Annotated in this window: 1 protein-coding gene; it reads left to right on the forward strand. The window is 42.5% G+C overall.

Annotated elements, in window-relative coordinates; genetic code table 11:
* Window positions 1–109: 109 nt before the first annotated feature.
* Window positions 110–1,462, forward strand: coding sequence for a transposase (locus GCU44_RS22880; protein WP_154859707.1), 1,353 nt, complete (start codon window positions 110–112; stop codon window positions 1,460–1,462).
* The last annotated feature ends 91 nt before the right edge of the window (window positions 1,463–1,553 follow it).

The following is a 1,553-nucleotide window of genomic DNA, read 5'->3' on the forward strand; positions in this document are numbered from 1 at the left end:
CAATGAATTAAATAGAGGTAATTTAATTTAAAAACCCCGAAAATAGTCACTTTTAGGCTTTTTCCGGGGTTTTCTTTTTTGTATTTTAACGTTGCTAAACAAAAATACGATGGAAGATACAGCGCAACTACAGATTTTCAAAGACTTCGACGGATATTCTCCAAAATATCATTTTTTTAAGAATTCATTGTTCGGTCAGATAAAAGATTCTATTCCCTGGGATGAGCTTGCAGGATGTCTTCCGGCAGAGAATAGAGGTCCCGGCGCTCCCAGGTGGTTTGATGCCAAGGGAATGTTTGCCATGATGTTCTTGAAGGCCTACCTCAATGTCAGCGACAGACAGCTGATCGAAAGATTTAATACAGATTACAGTCTGCAGATGTTCTGCGGCAAAGTTCTGGCCGAGGACAAGCAGATCAGGGATTATACCCTGATGACAGGTATTAGGGCTTATATTGAAAAAAACTGTGAATGGGAACAGGTCCAGTCAGTACTGCTCAACCACTGGAAAAGGGATGTGAACAATTCCCATGTACTTCTCATGGATGCCACCTGTTACGAGAGCTATATCCGCTTTCCTACCGATGTGAAACTTTTGTGGGAGTGCTGTGAATGGGTGTTTGAAAAGCAGCTTTTCAGGTTGTGCAAGATCCTGAAGATCAAAAGGCCGCGTTCCAAATACCGGGAGCAGAAGATTAAACAGCTTGCCTATTTCAGGAAAAGAAAAAACAGCCATAAACAAACGCTCCGCAGAAGGGAATCGCTGGTATACCTGTTGGAAAAAGGAATCGGGCAACTTCAGCAAATAATGGATATGTTCCGGGGAGAATGTATGAGGCCGGAAGATTTTGCCTGTTTGAGAACCATCAAGAAAATTCTGGTACAGCAGACATTTCTGTTGACCCACAAGCCATCTGAGCTGAAAGACAGGATCGTTTCCCTTCACAAACCCTATATCAGACCAATAGTAAGAGGAAAAGAAAACAAACCTGTGGAGTTCGGAATGAAAGTACACATGCTGCAGGTGGACGGGCTATCTTTTATAGACAAGATGAGTTTCAAAAACTTCAATGAATGTAAAAGGCTGAAAATCTCCGTGGTGAAACATAAAACAGTTTTTAAAGGAACATCACAGCTCGGCGCAGACCGAATATATGCCACCAACGAAAACAGACGATACTGTACTGGAAACAGCATATTCACCTGCTTCCCCAAAAAAGGCCCTAAAAACCACTCCAAAGCTGAAAAGATACTCAGCAGTGAAATATCAAAGCAAAGGGCAACGGTGATGGAGGGTGTTTTTGGGACGCACAAAGAACATTACGGACTGAAAAAAATAAAAGTCAGGGGCGAAAAGCGGGAAATGCTGATGGTACTTTTTGCAACTATGGCGGCCAATGCGGTAAAAATCGCCAAAAAAAGAAACCGGGAGGAGCCTGCACCACGAAAGAAGGCAGCCTAAAGACGAAAACGATCAAAAACCCTTTCCGATGGGATAACTATGCCCCATTGACAAAAAAGCAAAAAAGAGGTACTCGATTCACCAGAAAATT

Origin of the sequence: Cyclobacterium xiamenense (genome assembly GCF_009467825.1) — a bacterium.
Taxonomy (GTDB): Bacteria; Bacteroidota; Bacteroidia; order Cytophagales; family Cyclobacteriaceae; genus Cyclobacterium; species Cyclobacterium xiamenense.

Coding starts and splice junctions, on each gene's coding strand:
- GCU44_RS22880 (WP_154859707.1), top strand. CDS start 110: ATGGAAGATACAGCGCAACTACAGATTTTCAAAGACTTCGACGGATAT.